Source organism: Burkholderia sp. ZZQ-2 (assembly GCF_050768715.1).
GTDB lineage: Bacteria > Pseudomonadota > Gammaproteobacteria > Burkholderiales > Burkholderiaceae > Burkholderia > Burkholderia cepacia.
This window is the reverse complement of the sequence record NZ_LDVA01000351.1, coordinates 84,923-101,403: the sequence shown is the minus strand read 5'-3', so window position 1 is coordinate 101,403 and position 16,481 is coordinate 84,923. Positions and strand designations below refer to the sequence as shown.

The 16,481-nt window shown below is 63.8% G+C and carries 18 protein-coding genes; 11 read left to right on the top strand and 7 right to left on the bottom strand.

Translation table 11 applies throughout. The features are described 5' to 3' along the window. The 4 genes from ABY44_RS34580 to ABY44_RS34565 all read left to right on the top strand — a co-directional run. Window positions 1-2,229: RHS repeat-associated core domain-containing protein (locus ABY44_RS34580; protein WP_431643436.1), on the top strand; the 2,229-nt coding region annotated here is incomplete at its 5' end. Next, window positions 2,229-2,564 carry a hypothetical protein gene (locus ABY44_RS34575; protein WP_155637890.1) on the top strand — a complete coding sequence of 112 codons (336 nt, stop codon included), beginning with the start codon at window positions 2,229-2,231 and terminating at the stop codon, window positions 2,562-2,564. The genes ABY44_RS34580 and ABY44_RS34575, both read left to right, overlap by 1 nt. A 4-nt stretch (window positions 2,565-2,568) precedes the next feature. Next, the gene (locus ABY44_RS34570; protein WP_081072659.1) at window positions 2,569-2,955 is read left to right on the top strand and encodes an RHS repeat-associated core domain-containing protein; all 387 of its coding nucleotides are present in this window, start codon (window positions 2,569-2,571) and stop codon (window positions 2,953-2,955) included. Between the two features lie 282 nt (window positions 2,956-3,237). Next, window positions 3,238-3,561 (top strand): hypothetical protein, encoded by a 324-nt coding sequence (locus ABY44_RS34565; RefSeq protein ID WP_431643434.1) that lies wholly within the window; start codon window positions 3,238-3,240, stop codon window positions 3,559-3,561. 82 nt (window positions 3,562-3,643) lie between these two features. On the opposite strand, the gene ABY44_RS34560 is transcribed toward ABY44_RS34565, so the two are convergent. Continuing rightward, complete coding sequence (locus ABY44_RS34560) at window positions 3,644-4,558, bottom strand: AraC family transcriptional regulator (protein WP_060172367.1); 915 nt, start codon at window positions 4,556-4,558, stop codon at window positions 3,644-3,646. Between the two features lie 194 nt (window positions 4,559-4,752). Here ABY44_RS34560 and ABY44_RS34555 point away from each other — a divergent pair, with 194 nt between their 5' ends. Continuing rightward, the gene (locus ABY44_RS34555) at window positions 4,753-4,953 is read left to right on the top strand and encodes a hypothetical protein (RefSeq protein WP_081072660.1); all 201 of its coding nucleotides are present in this window, start codon (window positions 4,753-4,755) and stop codon (window positions 4,951-4,953) included. 26 nt (window positions 4,954-4,979) lie between these two features. On the opposite strand, the gene ABY44_RS34550 is transcribed toward ABY44_RS34555, so the two are convergent. Then, the gene (locus ABY44_RS34550) at window positions 4,980-5,933 is read right to left on the bottom strand and encodes a LysR family transcriptional regulator (RefSeq protein ID WP_021158002.1); all 954 of its coding nucleotides are present in this window, start codon (window positions 5,931-5,933) and stop codon (window positions 4,980-4,982) included. 100 nt (window positions 5,934-6,033) lie between these two features. On the opposite strand from ABY44_RS34550, the gene ABY44_RS34545 reads away from it, so the two are divergent. The 3 genes from ABY44_RS34545 to ABY44_RS34535 all read left to right on the top strand — a co-directional run bounded on the left by ABY44_RS34545 (window position 6,034) and on the right by ABY44_RS34535 (window position 9,950). Further along, a complete protein-coding gene (locus ABY44_RS34545) occupies window positions 6,034-7,392 on the top strand; it encodes an NAD(P)/FAD-dependent oxidoreductase (protein ID WP_060172371.1) in 1,359 nt (452 codons plus the stop codon). A gap of 324 nt (window positions 7,393-7,716) precedes the next feature. After that, window positions 7,717-8,151: a hypothetical protein gene (locus ABY44_RS34540; protein WP_021158004.1), complete on the top strand. Its 435-nt coding sequence runs from the start codon at window positions 7,717-7,719 to the stop codon at window positions 8,149-8,151. Between the two features lie 179 nt (window positions 8,152-8,330). Then, a complete protein-coding gene (locus ABY44_RS34535; protein ID WP_060172471.1) occupies window positions 8,331-9,950 on the top strand; it encodes a histidine-type phosphatase in 1,620 nt (539 codons plus the stop codon). Window positions 9,951-10,040: 90 nt separating this feature from the next. On the opposite strand, the gene ABY44_RS34530 is transcribed toward ABY44_RS34535, so the two are convergent. The 3 genes from ABY44_RS34530 to ABY44_RS34520 form a co-directional block, all read right to left on the bottom strand. Beyond that, window positions 10,041-10,571: a YcxB family protein gene (locus tag ABY44_RS34530; protein ID WP_027790029.1), complete on the bottom strand. Its 531-nt coding sequence runs from the start codon at window positions 10,569-10,571 to the stop codon at window positions 10,041-10,043. 231 nt (window positions 10,572-10,802) lie between these two features. Then, complete coding sequence (locus ABY44_RS34525) at window positions 10,803-11,471, bottom strand: alanyl-tRNA editing protein (protein WP_060172373.1); 669 nt, start codon at window positions 11,469-11,471, stop codon at window positions 10,803-10,805. A gap of 35 nt (window positions 11,472-11,506) precedes the next feature. Then, window positions 11,507-12,526, bottom strand: a complete 1,020-nt coding sequence (locus ABY44_RS34520; RefSeq protein ID WP_060172376.1) for a sterol desaturase family protein — start codon at window positions 12,524-12,526, stop codon at window positions 11,507-11,509. A 94-nt stretch (window positions 12,527-12,620) separates the two neighbouring features. Between ABY44_RS34520 and ABY44_RS34515 the strand changes: the two genes are divergently transcribed. Both ABY44_RS34515 and ABY44_RS34510 read left to right on the top strand, forming a co-directional pair. After that, window positions 12,621-13,667, top strand: a complete 1,047-nt coding sequence (locus tag ABY44_RS34515) for an AraC family transcriptional regulator (protein ID WP_059695165.1) — start codon at window positions 12,621-12,623, stop codon at window positions 13,665-13,667. Window positions 13,668-13,741: 74 nt separating this feature from the next. Beyond that, on the top strand, window positions 13,742-14,047 hold the full coding sequence (locus tag ABY44_RS34510; RefSeq protein ID WP_060172473.1) for a hypothetical protein: 306 nt from the start codon (window positions 13,742-13,744) through the stop codon (window positions 14,045-14,047). Between the two features lie 34 nt (window positions 14,048-14,081). Here the strand turns inward: ABY44_RS34510 and ABY44_RS34505 are convergent, their stop codons facing one another. Together ABY44_RS34505 and ABY44_RS34500 are read right to left on the bottom strand one after the other, a co-directional pair. Then, window positions 14,082-14,540 (bottom strand): hypothetical protein, encoded by a 459-nt coding sequence (locus ABY44_RS34505; protein ID WP_431643428.1) that lies wholly within the window; start codon window positions 14,538-14,540, stop codon window positions 14,082-14,084. A 126-nt stretch (window positions 14,541-14,666) separates the two neighbouring features. Continuing rightward, entirely contained in the window at window positions 14,667-14,942 is a 276-nt protein-coding gene (locus tag ABY44_RS34500) for a hypothetical protein (protein ID WP_185735979.1), read from the bottom strand. On the opposite strand from ABY44_RS34500, the gene ABY44_RS34495 reads away from it, so the two are divergent. Next, window positions 14,845-16,413 carry an EAL domain-containing protein gene (locus tag ABY44_RS34495; RefSeq protein ID WP_060172380.1) on the top strand — a complete coding sequence of 523 codons (1,569 nt, stop codon included), beginning with the start codon at window positions 14,845-14,847 and terminating at the stop codon, window positions 16,411-16,413. The two genes, ABY44_RS34500 and ABY44_RS34495, sit on opposite strands and share 98 nt — an antisense overlap. Window positions 16,414-16,481: the final 68 nt, after the last annotated feature.

Sequence of the window (16,481 nt, the reverse complement as noted above, 5' to 3'; positions counted from 1 at the left end):
CGGCGTACCGAATGGGACTACACCGAGGCCGGGCTGCTCGCCAGCCGGGTGGACGCGGCCGGCCAGACCCTGCGCTACCAGTGGGACAAGCTCGGTCAGCTCACCGCGCTGCGCAACGAGAACGGCCGCGAAGCCGAGTTCCACTACGATCCGGTGGGTCGCCTGCTCGCCGAAACCGGCTTTGATGGCGCCACCACGCGCTACGAGTACGAGGAAGAAACCGGCAAGCTGGCGCGCGCGGTGGACGGGCAGCGCATCACCGCCTACACCTTCGATGCAATGGGCCGCCTCGCTGAGCGGCGCGCGGCGCTGCAAACCGGCGAGACGCCGCCGCGTGAGCAAGCCTGGCAGGTGGAACGCTTCGCGTATGACCTCAACGGCAACCTGGCGCTGGCCACCAACGCCGACAGCCGACTGCAATGGTTCCACGACGCGGCCGGCAACCTGGTGCGCGAGCACCAGCACTACATCTGCCTCGGCAAGCCGCTGGTCGGCGTGTGGCAGCACGAATACGACGCGCTCAACCAGCGTATCGCTACCGTGCGCCCGGATGGGCACCGCGTAAGCTGGCTCACCTACGGCAGCGGACACCTGCTGGCCCTGCAATTGAACGAGCGCGAACTGGTCAGCTACGAGCGCGACGACCTGCACCGTGAAATCGTCCGCACCCAGGGCAATCGCCTGCTGCAGAAGCAGCAGTGGGATGCCATGGGGCGGTTGAGCGAGCAGGTACTTGCCCACGAGGCCAAAGAGCCGGCCACGCAAACCGCTGGCGGCAGCCGCCTGCTGGTGCGCCGCTACCGCTACGACGCCAGCGGCCAGCTCACCGACATCAACGACACGCGGCGCGGCCAACTGGCCTACCGCTACGATCCGGTGGGCCGGCTGCTGGAGGCACAAAGCCGCCTGGGCCACGAAACCTTCGCGTTCGACCCTGCCAGCAACCTGATCGATCCGGCCGAACAGCGCGAGGCCGAGCGCCAGCGCATGCCGCGCATCAAGGCGCTGGACAACCTGCTCAAGCAATACGCCGGCACCCACTACCAGTACGACGCGTGGGGCAACCTCAGCAAGCGCTGGCACCAGGGCAAGGAGAGCCGCTACACCTGGGACCTGTTCGACCGGCTCACACACTACGAGGATGAGCGCCTTGCGGTCGATTACACCTACGACGCTCTCGGCCGGCGCCTGTCGAAGTACAGCAAGGCCCACTACGAGGAACGTCGCGAGGCCGGCCCGCACTGGAACCGCGCCGAGCGGGTGAAGCGTAACCGCGAACTGCAATGCGGCTTTACGCTGTACGGCTGGGACGGCGATACGCTGGCGTGGGAAAGCAAGATTGCCGACGAGGATGGCTTTGGCGCGCGCACCACGCATTACGTGTACGAGCCGGGCAGCTTCGTGCCGGTGGCGCAGGCGGTACGCGACGACGCCATTGAACTGCTCGACCAGCCGGACTACGGCGACTACTACCGGCAGGACGAAGACCCGCTGTGGATGCCACCACCGCCCGCGCCACCGATAGACGGCTTAGCCTGGTATCAGTGCGATCACTTGGGCACGCCGCAGGAACTGACGGACGAGCAGAGCGAGATTGCGTGGGCGGCGGAGTATCGCGCCTGGGGTGTCGCGCAGGAGGCGATTCGCAAGGCCTCCGATGGACGCGTGGAAGTGCGCAATCCGATCCGGTTCCAGGGGCAGTACCATGATCACGAGACGGGGCTGCACTATAACCGGAATCGGTACTATGACCCATACTCCGGTCGGTTCGTCAGTAAGGACCCGATCGGGCTCGCCGGTGGGATCAACGTCTATCAATACGCACCCAATCCAACGGGGTGGGTTGATCCGCTTGGGTTATCCGGTTTTGAACCTAAGGTTCTAACTAGCGGAACTGTCTTTAGAAATGCATCGGGGACCCCCGATAGCTTGACTCCGCGCTTAGGAAAAGACACGACCCGAATCGATGGGAAAGAGCCGGGCTTGTCGGCAGCCACTTCGGAAGCGGGATTGGACAGCGGGAAATATGTTGAGCAGGACATCGGCAAGCTTTGTTCGTGCGGGCTTCAAGCGACGCATGATAAGCCGAATGGTCACGTGACCATTCGACCGATAAACGATCCGACCGATTCCAAATTAACAGACTGGGCGAAGTCCAGGGGAGGCAGCTCGACGCATTCTCTGACAGAAGGTATATTGGGAGCAGTCACTGGTCGGGGGAAAAAGTGATGGCGACCGATATCCAATCCTATTTGTCAGAATATGTAGCAAAGGTAAAATGTGCCATTGAAAAGAGGGTTAATATTGAGTCATCGAATTCAGGATTTTACCAAAACTCTCTCGGCGGTACGGCATACGTAAGCTTCTACCCAAAGGAGATCGATCTAACACTTGATCTGACAGGTGTGGGTGATAAATACAGGGTAACTGCCGATCTGACGGATCAAGAGGGAAAAGTGATTTCTGGAGATATCTTTAAATTCGATGGGGATCCAGAGTATTTGTGCATGGCGCTTGACGCGTTCTTCCCTGATTTGGTTAAGTTGGTTTCGGATTTCCTTTAAATGAATGAGATGGCCGCGTCAGCGGCCCCTGGTTCGTCTACAGCCGGCATCGGTACTATGTCCAGGCACGGGGAGACTCATCAGCAAGGACCCGATCGGGCTGGCGGAAGGGTTGAACGCGTTCCAGTACGCGCCGAACCCGGCCGGGTGGATTGATCCGCTGGGCTTGGCTAAGACAACATGCGACTTATATGCATTTGGTAATGCCAGTGGTCCGCGCGAACCTAGAATTCAAGGCGTTAACACAAAATCGGGACAAAACGCAGACTTGATTGCCGACGCAGTTGGAATGGTGGGGCCGACTACTGAAGGAGGAGCGTCGACATTCGGTGATATCAATAAGGCACCTATCACAAGCTTCCAGCTGGATCGGAACTCCCAGACGGGATAGAGGTCGTTGCGGATGGCAAGGACGTTGGCGGGTCGCATGCCGCAACTCATCATACAGTTTGTCCGTCTAAGCGAATGTCGGGACAGACATTTGTCGAGAAATTCAAAAATATGCCTTGAATTAAGGCCCGGAAGAATTAATCATGAAAGATGAAGAAAATGACTCGTGGAAAAATCTTAAAGAGGCTTATCGGATCTACGTGAAATTGAGGGATGGGTTTGTAAAAAAACATCTGCCGTTTCTTTTATTCAGGGAGCCTTTTCCGTGCCTGAGGAAAGGGCTATGGCTATCGATTTGGTGTTGAGTTACCCTGAGTCAGAGAGGGTTGATTTTTTTAAACAGTTGATCTCAATGTCAAGCTATGTAAATGGCTTCACGGAAGAGTGCAGAAATTTGATATTAGAATTACCGCCTGATTGGGTGATGAAAAATATCGAGGCAGAAGTTGATGGGGTGCTGGTTAATGGGGGTTATGAAGAGTATCGCTGTTTGCTAGAGTTGTGTTGTGAGCTGGATCGAGGGTTGATGATTAAATTTGCGAAACGTGCTCTGGATAGTTCTGACGAAGACATCAAGGATGCAAGTGCAGATTTTCTGTCCCGCTAATCTTATCGAGGTCGAGCAGTTCAAATGGGCAGCGATATCGCTTCAATGCGGCGTGGCAACTGTCGCGCATCGAGGATATGCGTCAGCTCTTCCCCCCGTCCTCGCCCTTATACGCCAGCCTCAACCCACCCCGCCCCCCCGATCGCGCAATCTCCGTCGGCGTCGCACCCACCACGCGATTCATCCAGTTCGCCATGTGGCTCTGGTGCGCAAACCCGGCTTCGAGCGCGATCTGGCTGATACTCAGCCGGCCTTCGAGCAGCAACGCCTTCGCCCGCTCGACCCGGCGCCGCACGACGTACTGATGCACGGGCATCCCGAGCGTTTCGCGGAACAGCACCTTGAAATGCGGGACGCTGATCGACACGAGCGCCGCGAGTTCGGCAAGCGTCATGCGCCGCTCGAGATTCGCTTCGACATAGTCGATCACGCGCGCGGCCGCCTTCGGCGCGAGCGTGCGGCGGCGCTCGCGAAGCGCTGGCTGGCCGTCGACCAGCCGCGCGACGAGCGCCGTGCACAGGCTTTCCGCATAGAGCGGATCCGACGCGTCGTCCGCTTCGAGTTCGGCCGCCATCGCCCACGCGATGTGCTGAAGGCGCGGGTCACGCACCTGCAGCCGGCGGCGGATCTGCCCCTGCGACGGCTTCAGTTCGAGCTGCTCGACGGTGCGCCGCACGAACGTGTCGCTGAGCATGATGTGCAGGATCCGGCAGTCGGCGCTGTCGGTCCACTGGCCGGGCAAGCCCGCCGGAATCACGTCGACGTCGCCATGCGCCTGAATGCGCGATACGCGTTCGCCGTCGCACACGCAATCCGCGCGAACAGGCCCGCCGATATGCACGCCGATCCGATGATGCTCGGCCGCCGGAATCCGGTAGGTGCCCGCGCGGATTTCCAGCAGCGACGCGCCGAAGCCCTGCCAGCCGAGCCCGCGGCTGGAGCGCAGGCTGACCGGGACGCCGTTGTCCGTCGGCGCCGCGAGAATCGCATCGCTCATGGCCTTCCTCCGGTGAATGGGAATATCGAACGCGCATTGTGACGCGTTTTCGGCCCGCCTGCCGGACCTGCCGGCTGCTCACCCGGGCCGAGCAGAAAAAGATCATCCGTTTCTGCTCGTGCCCATCCTTGCGTGTGCGCCGGCGGGCGCCGTGCCGCTTACGATGGCCCCATCCGACACCTACGGAGACCGTCATGCCTCACTGCCTTGCGCAACGCGCCGCGCTCACCGCGCCGTCGCCCGCCGCCACCCACCCCTCGTCCGGCCCCCGCTCCCGCTCCCGCAACGACCGCACCACGATAGCCGCCCGGTGCCTGCGCATCGTGGGCTGGTACCGGCTCGAACGGCTGCTCGCGTCGATCCCCGACAGCAACGACGATTTCGGGCTCGTCTGACCGGCCGCACCGCCGGCATCGTCCACCTACTTGCGCCGCCGCTCGTGCGGTGCCACCGTCGCGCCGTCGATCACCGGCGCGCCCTGCTTGATCAGAAAATCGCGGAACAGCCCCGTGACCTGCGAAATGCGCCGGTCGGCGAGCGTGACCACATACCATTCGCGTTCGATCGGGTTGCCGGGGAACGGCAGTTGCCCGAGCAGCCCGGTGCGCAATTCGAGTGCACACGCGTGCAACGACAGGAACGCGACACCGAGCCCGGCTTCGGCCATCTGCTTGATCGCCTCGTTGCTCGACAGTTCGGAGCCCACATGGAAGCGGTGGCCGGCCGTCTTGAAGAGGTTCTCGACGGTCGAGCGCGTGCCCGCGCCGCGTTCGCGCACGAGCAGGTGCGCGGATTCGAGATCCTTCAGCGAGATGCGCTTGCGCTGCATCAGCGGATGGCCAGGCGCCGCGACGAACACCATCGGATGCTTCGCGAACTCCACCGCATGCGTACGCAACTCCTTCGGCGCGCTGCCCATCACCGCGAGATCGATTTCATGCGTGGCGAGCATGCGGATGATGTCGTCGCGATTTCCAACCTTGAAATAAGTCTTCACATGCGGACGCGTCGCGGTGAATTTCACGAGCAGCGGCGGAATCAGGTACTCGGCCGTCGTGATCGCACCGATCCGCAGCGTGCCGCCGAGATCGCCGGTCAGCGCGGCCACTTCGTCGCCGGCCTCGCTCCACAGATGCAGGATCTCGCGCGCATAGCGCGACACGATCTCGCCGGCCGCGGTCAGCTGTACCCCGCGCCCCACCCGCTGCAGCAAGGCGGCGCCCACCGCCTCCTCGAGCAGGCGAACCTGCAGCGACACGGCCGGCTGCGTCAGGTTCAGCTCCTCGGCCGCCCGCGACACGCTGCCGAGCCGCGCAATCATGTCCAGCGCCTTCAGCTGCCGGAACGTCGCGGTCTTTCCTATAAGTGAATACATATGAGTCGCTTATAAACATTAAATTGTTCGAGTGGGTTCGAAACTATATCGTCGGTTCTTGAGCAATGTCATCCGAATCGTCATTCAGCGGGAGCCCCACATGGACAACACCACGCCCAACCTTGCAACGGACCGCGCACCGCGCCTGCCGCGCATCGTGATCGTCGGCGGCGGCGCCGGCGGCCTGCACCTCGCCACACGTCTCGGCGATACGGTCGGACGCCGCGGCCAAGCCGAAGTCGTGCTCGTCGACCGCTACCCGACGCACTTCTGGAAGCCGCTGCTGCACGAAGCCGCATCGGGCCATCGCGACCCGGCATCGCACACGATCGAGTACGCGGCGCAAGCAAAGCGCCACGGTTTCCGTTTCGTGCAGGGCGCGCTGCAGCGGGTCGACCGCGCGGCACGCACCGCAACGGTCGCGGCCGTGCAGGATGCGGACGGCACGGAAATCCTGCCGCAGCGCGAGCTCGACTATGACGACCTCGTGCTCGCCGTCGGCAGCGTGACGAACTTCTTCAACGTGCCGGGTGCCGCGCGCCATGCGTTGCCGCTCGAAAACCTCGACCAGGCCGAGGATTTCCGCCGGAAGTTCCTCGCGGCCTGCACAAAGGCAAATCACCTGGCCGAGCAGCAACCCGCACGGCGGGCGGCGCCGATCTGCATCAACGTGATCGGTGCGGGTGCGACGGGCGTCGAGCTGGCCGCGGCATTGCGGCATGCGATCCAGCAGCTGACGACGTACCGCTTCAAGGCGCTGGTATCCGCACGCGACGTGCACATCCGGTTGATCGAAGGCGGCCCGCGCATCCTGCCGGCACTCGACGCGCGGCTGTCCGGCAAGATGCACGCGCAGCTTCGCGCGCTGAACGTGGACGTGCTGACCGATACCCGCGTGGCGGAAGTCGGCGCGGATGCGGTGACGACCGCGACGGGCGAACGGCTCGCGAGCGACATCACGATCTGGGCGGCCGGCGTGGCGGGCCCCGCGATGCTGCGCGAAATCGGCGACATCGCGCTCAATCGTGCGAACCAGGTGATCGTGACCGATACGCTGCAGACACCCGACGATCCGCACGTGTATGCGTTCGGCGACTGCGCCGCATGCCCGACGGCTGGTGCGAGCGGCTTCCTGCCGCCGCGCGCGCAGGTTGCGTACCAGCAGGCCGTGTATCTGGTCAACGCGTTCGCGCGCCGCGTCGCCGGCAAGCCGGTGACCGGCTTCACGTTCCGTGATGCAGGCACCGTCGTGTCGCTCGGGCATGCGGGCGCCGTGTACCAGGCCGACCTCGGCCTGCGTTCGCGCTCGCTGATCGTCGACGGGCTCGCCGCGATCGGCCTGTACAAGTTCCTGTATCGCAAGCACCTGTTCAGCGTGGTCGGCGTGAAGCGTGCGCTGTTCCAGTCGCTGAGCCACTGGCTGCAAAGCCGCAACCAGCCGTCGATCAAGCTGCACTGAGCGACGACTCGCACGCAGCATCGCACAACGGCATATCGGGCGGCCATCGCTCGATATGCCGTTTTTTTATATGCATATAACGGTTGCATCCACAACGTGCGCGACTTTGGTGCATCACATCGAAAACAGTCGATGCGATGCATGTCGCTCGAAAAATGTCGCGCGACACGCATCCCGCGCCGGTTCTGGCTGACACCCCGATTCATTAGTCGAATCGTATAGGTTGGATAAAAATATTAATTGGTCGCGTTTTCAGGATCGACGCTAAGGTGTGTGGCATTCCCGTCGGCGAACGGATCATCACGTTTCTGAAGAGGAATCACCGTGGTTATCGAAGCCATCGTCACCCGTCTCGACGCCGCATTCGCGCAAATCGAAGCAACACCGGATTCGCATGAATCGCGCCATCAACGCGATGCGATCATCCAGTGGCTCGACCGGGCATCGGAAGAAGGATATCGACTCGGTCTCGTCACGACGCTGCCGGCCGCACGGCTCAGCGACATGTTCGAAGGCCAGTTCGGCCGCGCGAACCTCGACCGCTTCTCGGTCGTCGTCACGGACGCAAATCAGCAGGACTCCGGATCAAACCAGCATCCTTTCGACGTCGCACTGCAGGCACTCGGCGTACCGCCCGAACGCGCGGTGGGGATCGCGAGCAGCGAACCGGAGCGCCGGGAAGCCGAGCATTTCGGCCTGTCGCGCTGCGTGAACATCACCGACACCGTGCGCTCGATCGCATCGGCCGGCCTGCACTGACCGCCGGCACACCGGCTGGCGACGGCCGGCCACCCTCGATCCGGCGGCCATCCGACGATTGCCCGGCCGAATCCTGACATTCTGCTGTCAAAGTCGCTTGCAACACTTCCGGGCTTGACCCATCCCTCCCGGAAACGGGACGACGCGAAACCGCATCGTCCCGCCCGTTGCACACCACGATGACACGCCCGACCCGCACCGCCGCCGCCCTCGCCGTTACCTGCCTGCTGCTCGCCGCTTGCGGCGGGGACGATTCGACGCCGCCCGCGGCCTCGGCCGACAACAGCGGCTCGACGCCCGCACCGCAACCGCAACCCCAGCCCACGCCGGCACCCGCGACCTATTACCAGACGAAGACGCCATACCGTCCGCAGCAGGACGCCGCGACGTACGAAGCACCGCCCGCCGGCTACGCGCCCGTCTACACCGAACTCGTCGCGCGCCACGGCTCGCGCGGGCTGTCGGGTTTCAAGTACGACGGCGCGATCTACGCGATGCTGGTCAAGGCCGAAGCCGACGGCGCCCTGACCGCGCTCGGCGCACAGCTCAAGGCCGATACGTACGCGATGATGAAAGCCAATGCGCTGCTCGGCTATGGCGTGGCGGGCATCTCCACGCCCGGGTACGGCAACCTCACGCAAACCGGCATCCGTGAACACCAGCAACTCGCCGCGCGCCTCGCGCAGCGGCTGCCCGCGCTGTTCTCGGCCGGGAACCGGCAGATCGTCGTCGTCAACTCGGGCCAGGACCGCGCGGTCGACAGTTCGACCTTTTTCTCCGCGTCGCTCGTGGCCGCGCAACCGGCACTGGCCCCGGCGATCACGCTGCCGGCCGCGCCGGCTGGTTATCCCGCGAGCGCGCCGGTCGTGCAGCCGGCCGGCACCAACCGTTTCCTGCTGTACTTCCACTCGCTGAAGCCGGCCACCGACCTCGTGACCGATACGGGCAATCCGTACTACGCGACCTACCAGGCGAACCAGGCCTACCAGGCTTATGCGAACGACGCGGCGGTAGCCGCGAAGCTCAACGCGATCAAGGCCGCGCCGCAGGCGGCCGACGTCGCGCAAACGGTACTGTCCGCGCTCGTGTCGCAGGCATTCATCGCGAAGCTCGGCACCAGCGGCTACACGTTCGCGAACACGGGCACCTATGCGTTCACGTCGGCGGACGGCAAGTTCACCAACACGCTGAAGGGCGACGGCAAGACGAAGATCGCGACGGCTGTCGATGCGGTGAACGTGCTGTACAACCTGTTGCAGGTCGCGCCCGCGATGACGGCGGAAACGGGCGGCGTCACGATGGAGAAGTACATCGGCGCGGAGCAGGCGCAGTATCTCGCGTATCTGCAGGATGCCGAGGACTACTACCAGAAGGGGCCCGGTGTCCAGGAAGCGAACCCCGTCACGTACCGGATGGCGAAGGTGCTGCAGGACGATTTCTTCGGCGAAGTCGATGCGATCGCGCGCGGCGACCTGACCCGCGCCGCGAAGCTGCGCTTCACGCATGCGGAGATCATGATTCCGTTCGCGTCGATCATGAACCTGAAGAACGTATTCGTGCCGACGCCGCAAGCGCAGACGTACACGTACGCGAACAACCCGTGGCGCGGCGATCAGGTGTCGCCGATGGCCGCGAACATGCAGTGGGATGTCTATCGCAACGGATCGCGGCTCATCGTGAAGATGCTGTACAACGAGCGCGAAACGGATTTCCAGGCTGCGTGCGATGGCGCGAAGCTCACGCCGGGCAGTCACTTCTATGACTACGCAGGGTTGAAGCAGTGTTACGGGTATCAGTGACGTGATGCAGGCAACGCCGCGCGCGACAAGCCCGTTTCGACACCCGGACGATGCATATCGCCCGGGCTTCAACATGCGCGCGCCTGCCTGCTAGATCTTGCGGACGCCGTTCTGAAGCAGCGTCCGGTGCAGGAGGTCCACCTGCGACGCCGCGAGCACCCGCTTCGGGATGAGGCGGAACATCACCGCCGACTGACAAAGCAGGATCACATAACGATCCTCGCTCCAGTGAACGAGATCCGCAAAACGAAATTCCTCGTGCGAGGTCGGGGATTCGACCACGAAATGGTCGCTGCGCCAGATGACCGTGTGCGGCTGCTGGAGGGTCTTTTGCTGGCTGTAGATCTTGCGAGCGGCACGACGCAACAGCAGATGGTTGAGCAGCGGCACGCCGATCGTGACCACCGCCGCGATTCCCGCCATCCACCAGACATTGCGCCAATCCGGAAACGCGCCGCTTGCCACCCGGAAACCACCGAACAAAAGGACGACGTACGCTATCGACGTGATCGCGAATGCCTTGAGCAGATATTTCCAGTTATATCTGCGCCAAAGATTCAGGCGGTAAGCGTGGACCAGATCGTCCACCGTCGGTTGAAACACGATATCGGTATCGCTCATGTGCGGGCTCGGAATGTTCGCTGTTTTTTTATGCTTGCGCTGGATTGTTCACCGCGAGCGCCGCGATCCGGACAGTCGGCGATGCGTGCGCAGGGTGACCTGCAAACGAGGCCGCGCGAAATCGCCGGCCATTCGATGCATGGATCGCCAATATACATGCGCAGAACTCGGACTCAGGCGAATCGCGTATCGGCGGCGGCGCTCACCCTGTCGGGCATGCACTTCCGACGCTCACGCAACCCGCCCGCCGGCCATACTGGGCTCGACCAGCATCACCTCGATCCGCTCCTTGCCCTTCCCGGTATTCCGGCGCCTGAGCGTCAGTATGCCGATCTCGCCGGTCGACGCCGGATGCGTGCCGCCGCACGCCGTCGTCGCGAAGCCGTCGACCGTCCAGAAGCGGCGTTGCGCGTCGACATCGCTGAAGTCGGTCACGATGCGCAGGTCGCGCATCGACAGATCGGCCGCAGCTGATTCGATCTCCGGAAACAACAGCGACAGGCTCGTGTCGCTCGCGAAGTCAACGCGTGCCTTGTTCGGCCCGATATGCGCGCCAATGCGCTCGATACCGGGCCGGAGCCGGTAGACCAGTTGCAGCACCATTTCCGCCGCGAAGTGCAGACGCATCAGCCGGTACCGCCGCACCCAGTCGATGCGCCAGGTCACGCGATCCCCGACGCTCAGCGAATGATCGTGCGGCAGCGTGTAGACGATGTCGAGACCCTGCTTTTCAGCGTGGATGACCTGATAGCCGCCGAGCGAACCCGAGTCGCTTTCCTGCCCGCCCGAAAACGCGAAGAAGATGGTCGCGTCCACCCGCACGTATTCGCCGTCGACGTGCGTGACGACGGTATCCAGCGTGGTCCGGTACGGATCGTCCCAGAATACTTTCTTCGTCATCGCCGCCGCGCCTTTCGCCGAGGAAAGCACGCAGGTTAGCCGGATCGCGTCGGGGTGGCTTGTACGATCTTGCGCCCGGATGCCGGTGCGTCGTCGCCTGGCGTGACGAGCGGCCCCGGCCCGGCCTCCCCCTCACCCTTGCGTTCGACGCTCCACGTATGGATCGGCCGATGCCCCGGCCGCTCCCATTCGGGCGGCATCCACAGATGTTTCAGCCGCTGCAGGATCGGCCCCGGCGCGAATACGTCACGCCACATGTCGACGAATTCGTGCAGGTTCAGCACCAGGAAGTTGTACGAACGAATCTGCTGCGTGATCCCGTAGTCGACCGGCTCCGTTTCCTCGACATAGGTGCCGAACAGGCGATCGAAGACGATCAGCACGCCGCCGTAGTTCCTGTCGATATAGCGCGGATTGCGGCCGTGATGCGCGCGATGGTTCGACGGCGTGTCGAACACGTACTCGAACCAGCGCGGCAGCCGCCCGATCGCTTCGGTATGCACGAAGTACTGGTACACGAGATCGACCGCGAGCAGGAACAGCACGACCGCGGGCGGGATGCCGAACCAGACTGGCGGCAGGTAGAACAGGAACACGCCGACGAACGCGTTCAGCAGCGACTGCCGCATCGCTGTCGTGAAGTTCATCACTTCACCGCTGTGATGCGGCACGTGCGCGGCCCAGAACCAGCGCACGCGGTGCGACGTGCGATGAAACCAGTAGTAGCAGCATTCCACGACGACGAAGATCGGCACGATCGTGAGGCCGTTTACCGGCACGTCGAACAGCCGGTGCCGGTAGACCCACGCGAAGATCGCACCGGTGAACAGGAGCCCCATCACGGTCTCGGCCACCTGATAGCCGGCGCCGAGCGACAGGTTCGCGACGATCTCCTTCCAGCGAAACGGTTCACGGCGCCCGCGCCCGGTCATCACCGCGTATTCGATCGCGAACGCGATCAGGAAGACCGGCGTCATGCCGATCAGCAACACCTGCTTCCAGTCCACGTCGTTACCCAGGAACGCATGGAGCCACGTCATCAACTCGGTCGGCATGTTCGCAGCCTCGGTCAGGAACTGGCCGGCAGTATGGTCGCGCGCGGGTCGCTGCGCGTTGACACTTGCCGACGATTACTTGACACTTTCCGCCATGCCCGCCGCCTCCCCGCTTTCGACGCAGCGCGTCTACTACTCGAGCACCTACGTGCGGCTGCTGTTCGACTATCTGTCCGAGCAGGGCAAGGATGCCGCGCGCGTGCTGGGCGAGGCGCGGCCGCCCGAGGACGACCGCGGGCTCACGCTGTACGCGAGCGCGCACTGGCGGCGCCTGCTCGAATGCGCGGTACACGTGCTCGACGATCCGCTGCTCGGCCTGCACGTCGGCCAGCGGATCACGCCCGCCCATCTCGGCGCGCTCGGCTACGCGCTGCATGCGTGCCGCGATGCCGGCGCCGCACTCGCGCGCTGGCAGCAATACGAGCACCTGATCGCGAACGTCGCGCGCATGGAAGTGCGCGTCGAGGCGGCGTCGGTCGCGATCGAATGGCACGATGCGCCCGAGCCGCTCGGCCCGCTCGTCGACGAAGTCGCGCTCACGGCCATCGTCCAGTTCGCACGCAACATCACCGGCACGCGTGACGGGCCCGACGAAGTCTGCTTCGTGCACCCGTCGCCCGGCGACGATCGGCCCTACGTCGATTATTTCGGCTGCCCGGTGCGGTTCGGCCAGCCGGTGAACCGCCTCGCGTTCCCGCTGCACCTGCTCACCCAGCCGCTGCGCCAACCGGACGACGCGCTGCTGCGGATGATGGAACGCCAGGCAAGCGCGCTGCTGGCCGAGCTGCGACAGACGGACGATCTCGAACAGTCGGTGCGCGAAGCCGTCGCGCGCCTGCTGACGCAAGGCGAAGCGAGCATCGAACAGATCGCGTCGGACCTGCATGTGTCGTCGCGCACGCTGCATCGGCGGCTTGCCGAACTCGGGCTCAACTTCCGGACACTGCGCGAGGACACGCGGCGGCGGCTCGCGATCGATCACCTGAACGATCCGCGGCTGACCCTCGCGGAAGTCGCGTGGCTGCTCGGGTATTCGGAACACAGCGCATTTACGCGCGCCTTTCGGCGCTGGACCGGCGAATCGCCGCAGCAGTGGCGCAGCCGGCAACCTGCGCGGGCGGCGAGCGTCGCGCGCGGCTGAGCGCGGTGCGCAACCGTGCCGCCGACGAACTCGCGTCCACCCGCGCGGTCGAACGAGCATCGCCGGAGAATCCCATGAAACGCGTTGCCGCTGTCGCTGTCCTGACCCTGCTTGCCGCCGTCAGCTTGCCGGCAGCCGCCGGTGCAACATCCGGCAGCGCCGGGCCGGCGCCCGTTCAAGCGCACGCGAACAACTGCGTGCCGTCCCGCAGCGCCACGCCCGACGCGCGCTCGCCGTCGAAGGCGCCGCCGATCCGCGTATGCGTCAGCGATTCCAATACGCAACTGAACCTGCCGTGGTTCCTGACCGACGTCCTCACCGCCGTGGATACGCATCAGTCGGGCGGTGACCTGCTACGCAAGATGCGCGACGATTTCTGAACGCGGCCCGCGCGACGCGCGGGCACCGCATCGTTCACTCATCTTCGGACGCCTGCAGCACCTGCGTGAACGTGCCGACCATGCCGGCCCACATCGCGGGGTCGGCAATGCTGCGCAGCAGCGCAAGCGCTTCATTTCGTTCGCCTTTCGAAAGCGGACCCTGTGCGCCGCTGATGGTGTTGTAGCGCGGCGTGCCGCGCGAAGCGAGCGCGCGATCGAGCACGTAATTGCGGGCCTGCCCGTTTACGTCGATCCGGATCCACAGCGAACCGCCGTCGGCTGCGGCTGCACCATCGATCACGATGACCGTGGGCACGGTATTTTCTTCCATCCCGAAGCTCCGGCGAGACGTGCGACCGTATCGCGCGGCGACCGAACGTGGGGCCGCGGGCAGGTCGGCAAAGACAGCATCCCGAAAGAATGTTTCCTGTCGAGACACAATGACAAAATTACACCAATTGTTGAATAACAATATTTCGTAATCTCTCGTCACATCTTATACTTGCCGCGCACCATCCTCGTGCCAAGAGACGGTGTTTTTTCGTCCCGGCCGCAAGACCATGCGGCCGGGGATTTTTTCGGTACGTTCCGCCAATTCATATGCGCCGGATGCGCATGTTCATGGAGGCAAGCCTCGGAATGAACGGCCAATTGCGACGAGGCCGTCACGGATGTCCGTCGCGACCTTAGAATCGATCGCATCGAGATGGCGGCGCGCATGACGCAGGCGTGCCGTCGATGTATCGACCGGTTCGACTTGCCTCTCCCAACACACAACACCAAAGGCGACCGCGGGAATGTCGGCGTTCACGCCAGGCTCGAAACCAGTTTTCCAGCGCAGCGGCGCCTGGCCGCGGGTCGTCTTGTTCGTCGCCGTTATCGTTTGCGTACTCATGCCGGTATTCGCGATCGCGCTTGCCGACCGCTATGCGCGCGATACCGTCATCGAACATGAACGCGTCGTGGCGAACGACATCGTGGCATCGGTCGACCGCATCCTGGACGGCGCGCGCCTGCGACATGTGGACGAACTCACCGCACTCGTCGGGCGGCCATGCGCGACGGTATTCCGGACGCTCGCCGAGATAGGCACACGCCTGCGCTACCTGCGCGCCGTCGCGCTGGTGTACGACGGCCGTGTCATGTGCTCGTCGGCGCTGGGAGCAATCGACTTGCCGCTGGGCGCGTACACGCACGAGCCGGAACCGGGTTCGACGCTCGTCACGCTGCTGCGCCAGACGCCGTTCCAGCAGGGCATCCCGGTGCTGCCCGTGTTTTACGCCACCGCGCCCGGCGCGGGCGTGCTCTACTTGGTCGAAGGCGACTACGTGGCCGACGCACTCGCGCACGGTGCCCGCTACGGGACGGAAACCGCGACGCTGTCGATCGCGGGTTCGGGCCATCTCGATCAGTACGGGAAGTTTGCGCCGGAATCGGCCGCGGAACCCGCACGCGGCAGCACGATCGTGTCGCCCCGCTGGCCGTTCACGGTGTCGGTTGCGGCATCCACGCGTTACGCGTCGCAGGTTCGGCATCACTATCGGCTGATCGGCATCACGATCGTGCTGCTGGCGGATGGCCTCGTGATGGCGGCCTACCTGCTGGCGATGGCGCCGCGCCGGCTGCTGCTGAAGGCCGTGCGCAACGCGCTCAGGCGCGACGAACTCCATGTCGTGTACCAGCCGATCGTCGAGGTCGGGACGCGCAGGACCGTCGGCGTCGAGGCGCTGCTGCGCTGGCAGCATCCGAAGTGGGGGGCCATCAGCCCGGCGGTGTTCATCCCGCAGGTCGAATCGAGCGCGGTGCTGCCGAAAGTGACCGAATTCGTGCTGCGGACCGCCGTGTCGGAACTCTCCGCACTGACGCCGTCAATGCCGCTGCGCATCGCCGTCAACATCGCGCCGAAGGATCTCGAGCGCACGCGGTTCGTGTCCATCGTCGAGAATGCGATTCGCGCACTGCCGCCCGGCTTCACGCTGGTGCTCGAAGTTACCGAGCGCATCCTGCTCGAGAAGAACGCGCGGACCACCGCGATCTTCCATGCGCTGAGAGCGAAAGGCGCGAAATTCGCGATCGACGATTTCGGCACGCATCACAGCAATCTCGACATGCTGTCGCGTTTTCCGTTCGACTACGTGAAGATCGATCGCCAGTTCGTCTCGCAACTGAACGGCGGCAGCGCGGGATTGATCGAGGGAATCGCGTCCGTCGCGCATCACTACGATCTGAAGATCATCGCGGAGGGCGTGGAAACGGAAGCGCAGCATCGCGCGCTGCAGACGGTCGGGATTCAGTACGCGCAGGGATATCTGTATCAGCGGCCGCAACGGGCAGAGCACTTAAAGCAGGATGTCGCGTGGGTGTAGGGCGCCGGTGCGTGCGCCGATGCGCACGCTGCCGAATCGCCGCGGGTCGTCTCGTCGTGCACGCGGAT